General features: G+C 37.9%; 9 protein-coding genes and 1 pseudogene. 8 read left to right on the top strand and 2 right to left on the bottom strand.

What is annotated here, in order from left to right; translation table 11 throughout:
- The first annotated feature begins 50 nt into the window (after window positions 1-50).
- The 4 genes from STRDD10_RS10940 to STRDD10_RS07860 all read left to right on the top strand — a co-directional run bounded on the left by STRDD10_RS10940 (window position 51) and on the right by STRDD10_RS07860 (window position 1,150).
- Window positions 51-221, top strand: a complete 171-nt coding sequence (locus STRDD10_RS10940) for a hypothetical protein (protein ID WP_156468632.1) — start codon at window positions 51-53, stop codon at window positions 219-221.
- Window positions 221-358 (top strand): hypothetical protein, encoded by a 138-nt coding sequence (locus tag STRDD10_RS11185; protein WP_197458320.1) that lies wholly within the window; start codon window positions 221-223, stop codon window positions 356-358. Before STRDD10_RS10940 ends, STRDD10_RS11185 begins: the two co-directional genes overlap by 1 nt.
- Before the next feature lie 16 nt (window positions 359-374).
- A complete protein-coding gene (locus STRDD10_RS07855) occupies window positions 375-659 on the top strand; it encodes a hypothetical protein (protein WP_067194736.1) in 285 nt (94 codons plus the stop codon).
- 74 nt (window positions 660-733) lie between these two features.
- Window positions 734-1,150, top strand: a complete 417-nt coding sequence (locus STRDD10_RS07860) for a DUF1492 domain-containing protein (RefSeq protein WP_067194739.1) — start codon at window positions 734-736, stop codon at window positions 1,148-1,150.
- A 183-nt stretch (window positions 1,151-1,333) separates the two neighbouring features.
- Here the strand turns inward: STRDD10_RS07860 and STRDD10_RS07865 are convergent, their stop codons facing one another.
- Window positions 1,334-1,522: a hypothetical protein gene (locus tag STRDD10_RS07865; RefSeq protein WP_067194741.1), complete on the bottom strand. Its 189-nt coding sequence runs from the start codon at window positions 1,520-1,522 to the stop codon at window positions 1,334-1,336.
- Between the two features lie 157 nt (window positions 1,523-1,679).
- Window positions 1,680-1,808 carry a hypothetical protein gene (locus STRDD10_RS11765; protein ID WP_269450124.1) on the bottom strand — a complete coding sequence of 43 codons (129 nt, stop codon included), beginning with the start codon at window positions 1,806-1,808 and terminating at the stop codon, window positions 1,680-1,682.
- Window positions 1,809-1,945: 137 nt separating this feature from the next.
- On the opposite strand from STRDD10_RS11765, the gene STRDD10_RS07870 reads away from it, so the two are divergent.
- The 4 genes and pseudogenes from STRDD10_RS07870 to STRDD10_RS07885 all read left to right on the top strand — a co-directional run.
- Entirely contained in the window at window positions 1,946-2,446 is a 501-nt protein-coding gene (locus tag STRDD10_RS07870; protein ID WP_067194744.1) for a terminase small subunit, read from the top strand.
- The gene (locus STRDD10_RS07875; protein ID WP_067194747.1) at window positions 2,433-3,650 is read left to right on the top strand and encodes a PBSX family phage terminase large subunit; all 1,218 of its coding nucleotides are present in this window, start codon (window positions 2,433-2,435) and stop codon (window positions 3,648-3,650) included. The genes STRDD10_RS07870 and STRDD10_RS07875 overlap by 14 nt, the downstream gene beginning before the upstream one ends.
- Window positions 3,650-5,047, top strand: a complete 1,398-nt coding sequence (locus tag STRDD10_RS07880) for a phage portal protein (protein WP_067194749.1) — start codon at window positions 3,650-3,652, stop codon at window positions 5,045-5,047. The genes STRDD10_RS07875 and STRDD10_RS07880 overlap by 1 nt, the downstream gene beginning before the upstream one ends.
- Window positions 5,028-5,397 (top strand): annotated as a pseudogene (locus tag STRDD10_RS07885) (phage head morphogenesis protein); the annotation flags it as partial. The gene STRDD10_RS07880 and the pseudogene STRDD10_RS07885, both read left to right, overlap by 20 nt.

Consider the following 5,397-nt stretch of genomic DNA (forward strand, 5'->3'; position numbering starts at 1 on the left):
TTTGAAAAAAGCACGGAAAAATTTGGATTGGTTGATTGAGGAATTGGAACATGAAGAAAATCATAATTGAAACAAGTGATGATACGTTGATTCACGTCAATGATCAGCATGTGACGATAAACGGTCATGATGTGTCTGATGCTTTGAATGATGTTAAAGTTGAACGCTATATGGACAATGCGATTGTTCGCTTGTCATTTTATGGGAGGATGGTGAAGTGATGGAAAAAGTTGTTATGGTTACGTTGCCTAACGAGGAATTAAATCGTTTGATCAAAATTGAAGTTGCAGTTGAGAATTTAATTAAAAACGGCATTCTTGATGAAGATGTGTTCAATGAGTATTTGAGCGAAACATAGATTGAAGAGGTGAATAGTGATTGATAAAATAAGACATTTACAACTTGCTGTTTTTAGTTTTGCTTGTCTTTTGAGTGTTGGTTTGTTGGTGATTCTTACTCGTTTGAATAATCAATCTGAAGAAATTCGCTATCTGCAAGAACAAGTGCGAGAGAATCGCAAGAGCTTGTTAAACAATGCAGAGGTTGACCAGCGACAAGAGGTTATCTTGAACAAGCTCAATATGCAATATCAGCAAGACGAACACAAGCGTGCTGAAATCTTGAAAGAAACAGCCGAAAAAAATAAAGTCGGAGGATAGAAAAAAAGCCAGCGCATGACTGACTCCTTGATGTTAACTAACGATACTATTATATCATAAAAAGGAGACAGAGAGTGAACAAGGCTAAAGAGCTTTTAACTGAATTGCAAAATCTTGATATGGACATTCAAAGCCGTATTGATGAAATCAATGAGCTTGAGGCAGGTTTGCTCTCAAGCCCCAAGTGGACGGCAGATAAAGTCAAGGGTGGACAAGCTAGAAAGGTTGATGATGTCTATACCCAACTTATCGTGATGAAAGAGGCGATAGAACAAGATACCAATGAGGTTATTAACAGGAAGCTGGAACTTGGTAGACTGATTAACAAGCTGAGAAATCCGAAACATAGAACTATCTTGCGGTTGACCTACATCAATAAAATATACGTTGATGACATCTGTGACAAGATGGCTATCAGCAAGAGCTCATACTACAACATGCGTAAGTTGGCTATTGAAGAACTGAGCTTAATTTTAGAACATTTGGAATAATTTGGAATAATTTGGAACGCTCTAAAAAATGTTACACAACCCTAGGTAATCTTGGTGTGCACTGTAACTGAAATCTGTTAGAATGGTAGTATCAAGAATTGGAAAGAGAGGTCTCAGAAGAGCTAAGGTCACTCAATGACTGGCTTTTTTGATGCCAAAAAGACTGGTTTCCCAGTCTCTTTGTTAGTTGTCAAGTTCTTTCAAGCGTTCTTCGATCATGACTTGTAATTCTTGCAAGTCTTCGGTGGTTGCTTTATTTCTGATAAAGCTCCTAGCAGAAGAACGAGAGGAAAGATAGTTTTTATGGGCTTTATTTTTTTCAGCCCAGCGCTTATTATAATCTTGTTGAGGGTATTTCTTTTCTTCAGTCATGCTAACTCCTAGATTAGTTTTGTAATGATGGAAAATAAGGTGAGAATGATGGCAATGATGAGTAAGATATTGAGGATTTTATTACTTTTCATTTGCATTTACCTATGATTTTACTTAAAATGAAAGTGGTGAGGTGAGTTTCCTCACCACCTAAGTTTTAGCGATTGGATAACAGATCGATTATTTTATCAAGAATATTAAGGATGAGTAGGAAAATTCCCAATCTTGATGATAATTGATTTCGTTCTTCAGTCGCTTTTTGCTTGGTTCGTTCTGAACGTTTCATTTTAAGTTGTCCTTTCTACTAGATTTCTTATCTAAGGTTGCTCCTTTCTCAACCTTATGTATAAATTATAACACATGTATTATATAAAGTCAAGAGTTTTTATCAAAAAGATAGAAACTTTTTTTAGATTGGAGGTGATGGATATTGGGTTAAATCAACGACAGAGGTTATTTGCGAGTGAGTATATCAGAACTGGGAATGTGTATCAGTCAGCTCTTTTTGCTGGTTACAGTGACGCATACGCTAAAAGTACTGCAAGTAAATTGCTAGAAAATGCAAGTGTAAAATCCTTTATCCATGCTGAAGTGGAGCGTTTGCATGATGAGAATATCATGAGTGCAAAAGAAGCCTTGTCCATCTTATCCGACATTGCTAGAGGTAAACGTGATGAAGAAGTCTTGATGATGAATCCTGTGACTGGTGAGGTAGACAGGGTGACGAAAAAAGCTGATAATGCGACAGTTATCAAGGCGATTTCTGAGATACTAAAGCGCTATCCTACTGCTAAGCAAGCTGAGAAGTTGGAGCTTGAGATTGAAAAACTTAAGTCTCAAATAGGCGGTGATGAAGGACAAGACGAGAAAATTGCCGGCTTCCTAGATATCATCAAAGGAGCTGTAAGAGATGGATTTGAGTAAGCTCTACACGAAGCGACAGCTAGACGTGTTGCACTACATCTGGAATCATGACTGGTTTATTTGTGGGCTTCACGGCGCTAAGCGTGCGGGCAAAACCGTGGTTAATAACGATACATTTGTGACCGAGTTAAGCCGCGTCAGAAAGATTGCTGACAAGTTAGGCATTGATGAGCCAATGTATATCTTAGCTGGTACTTCTAGCACATCTATTCAAAACAACGTGTTACAAGAGCTCTATAATAAATATGGTTTTGAGCCTAAGTATGACAAGCATGGCTCTTTCGTTTTTTGTGGCGTCAAGGTTGTACAAGTCTATACTGGTTCTATATCTGGGCTTAAGCGTGCCCGTGGTTTTACGGCTTATGGTGCATATATTAACGAAGCTTCACTTGCTAACGAGACAGTGTTCAAAGAAATTGTTTCTAGGTGTTCTGGTGAGGGTGCAAGGATAGTTTGGGATAGTAACCCAGATAACCCTAATCATTGGCTCAAAACGGATTATATTGACTCTGACGATGATATGATTATTGATTTTAGCTTTAAATTAGACGATAACACATTTTTGTCTAAGCGATACATCGAATCTATAAAAGCTGCAACGCCTAACGGAAAATTCTATGACCGTGATATTCTTGGCAAGTGGACAGTCGCAGAAGGCGCTATCTACGCTGATTATGATAAATCTATCCACGAAGTTGATGACCTCCCAGAAATGATCCGCTATTATGCTGGTGTTGACTGGGGATATGAACACTTCGGGTCTATTGTTGTAATCGGAGAGACTTCGGACGGTTCGGTTTATCTTTTAGAAGAACATGCTTATCAATACAAAGAAATTGATTTCTGGGTGGAGATTGCGAAAGATATTAAAGACAGGTACGGCAATATTACTTTTTGGGCGGATAGCGCACGTCCTGAACATGTTGCGAGATTTCAAAGAGAGAAATTAAAAACATTTAATGCAAATAAATCTGTTTTGTCAGGTATAGAGGAAATCGCTAAATTGATGAAAATGAAGCGATTTTTTGTTGTTTCTGAAAAGGTTAGTAAATTTAAAGATGAGATTTATCAGTACGTTTGGAATAAAAAGACGGGTGAACCTGTAAAAGAAAACGATGATGTGTTAGATGCTGTTAGATATGCTGTTTATTCGCAACATTCGGACGGTGGTAGCAAGATTAAATTGTTTAAAGGGGGTTTTTGATGGCGCAAGTTCATTTAAATAAGCGCAAGTTATTTACAACATCAGTAGAAGAAGCGACTCAAGAAGTAGTAACGGAAGCGATTAAACTTCATCAATCACAGTTGCTTAAAAATTATATTGAGAACGAAGATATGTATATGTCTGAGCATAATATTCTCAAAAACAGCAAGAAAGAACCTTGGAAACCGGATAATCGTTTGGTGATTAATTACGCTAAGTATATTGTTGATACGTTTAGCGGGTATCAAATCGGTGTTCCTGTCAAGATTAGGCATGAGGATACGTCTGTTTCTGATTTTATAGCGGATTTCCGTAAGTTGAACGATATGGAAGACAATGAGTTTGAAATGGCGAAAATTGCGGATATTTTTGGTCATGCTTTTATCTATGTCTATCAAGATGAAAACGGTAATACTAGAGCGACCTATGAAAATCCAATCAATATGCTTATTGTTTATGATAACGCAATCGAAGAAAAGCCTTTGTTTGCTGTTCGATATGCGTTTAATGCTGGAGAAGCTACTGGTTACGGACAAGTGATTACTGCTAGTGAAATCATCGATATTACGGTTCAGCATGGCGGAAATGTTATGTTCGGAGAGCGAATGTCACATATCTATAACAAGTTACCAGTAATTGAATTGATTGAGAACGAAGAACGTCAAGGTATTTTTGATAGCGTTAAGACGCTCATCAATGCACTTAATAAGGCAGCAAGCGAGAAAGCCAATGATGTTGATTATTTTGCAGACGCTTATCTTAAAATTTTGGGTGTTGAATTAGATGCTGATAACGCTTCACAAATTCGTGAGAATCGTATCTTTAATTTGTGGAAAAATGGCGATGGTGAATTGCCTGATGTTGCATTTTTAGAAAAGCCGAATTCAGATACAACGCAAGAAAATCTTATAGCGATGTTGAAAGAATCCATCTTTGCTGTGTCGATGGTAGCAAATCTATCTGAGACAGACTTTGGAAACGCTTCTGGTACAGCTCTTGCCTTCAAATTGCAAGCGATGGATAATCTAGCTAAAATGAAAGACCGCAAAATGCAATCTTGTTTTAATCGATTGTATGAGGTTGTTTTTAGCGTTCCTTTGACGAAAGTGGATTCGGAGGCTTGGCGAGATGTGACGTATGTTTTTACTCGTAATGTCCCTAGAAACGTTCTGGAAGAAGCGCAAATCGTGAGCCAGCTTTCTGGGCAGGTGTCGGAAGAAACTAAATTATCTGTTCTTTCTATCGTAGATAATCCTAAAAATGAATTAGAAAAGATGGAGCAAGAGGAAGAGAAATCAAGTTTGCTTGATAAGCGCTTAGAGCAAGCGCAACGTTTTTCAGATGTTGATTTAAACGGTGGCCAGGAAGTGATTGCTCATGAAGAAGATGTTGAATGAGTATTGGCGTGAGCGTTACGAAGAAGAAGATAAGAAGCGAGCAAAAAATGATGAGCAATTAGAAAAGCAGCTAGACGGCATATATCAGCAACATTTGAGAGAAATCCAAAAGGAAATTGATAGCTTTTGGCAGCGTTACGCTGATAAGGAAGGCATTACTAAATTAGAAGCAAAGAAGCGAGCTGATAAGTTAGATAGGGTCGTTGTGGAATTTAAAGCACGTCAGTTGGTCGCTCGTTCTGAACGTTTGCGTTCGAGTGGCCATAAGGTTACGAGTAGGGATTTTACTAAGGCTGAAAATGACTTGATGAGTCTCTATAATCTTCAAATGAAGACTAGTCGATTAGATG

This window comes from Streptococcus sp. DD10 (genome assembly GCF_001578805.1).
Taxonomy (GTDB): domain Bacteria; phylum Bacillota; class Bacilli; order Lactobacillales; family Streptococcaceae; genus Streptococcus.

What these genes read in the sequence shown, in the direction of transcription:
- STRDD10_RS10940 (WP_156468632.1), top strand. Translation starts at nt 51, where the DNA reads ATGAAGAAAATCATAATTGAAACAAGTGATGATACGTTGATTCACGTC.
- STRDD10_RS11185 (WP_197458320.1), top strand. Translation starts at nt 221, where the DNA reads ATGGAAAAAGTTGTTATGGTTACGTTGCCTAACGAGGAATTAAATCGT.
- STRDD10_RS07865 (WP_067194741.1), bottom strand. Translation starts at nt 1,522, where the DNA reads ATGACTGAAGAAAAGAAATACCCTCAACAAGATTATAATAAGCGCTGG.
- STRDD10_RS11765 (WP_269450124.1), bottom strand. Translation starts at nt 1,808, where the DNA reads ATGAAACGTTCAGAACGAACCAAGCAAAAAGCGACTGAAGAACGAAAT.
- STRDD10_RS07870 (WP_067194744.1), top strand. Translation starts at nt 1,946, where the DNA reads ATGGATATTGGGTTAAATCAACGACAGAGGTTATTTGCGAGTGAGTAT.
- STRDD10_RS07875 (WP_067194747.1), top strand. Translation starts at nt 2,433, where the DNA reads ATGGATTTGAGTAAGCTCTACACGAAGCGACAGCTAGACGTGTTGCAC.
- STRDD10_RS07880 (WP_067194749.1), top strand. Translation starts at nt 3,650, where the DNA reads ATGGCGCAAGTTCATTTAAATAAGCGCAAGTTATTTACAACATCAGTA.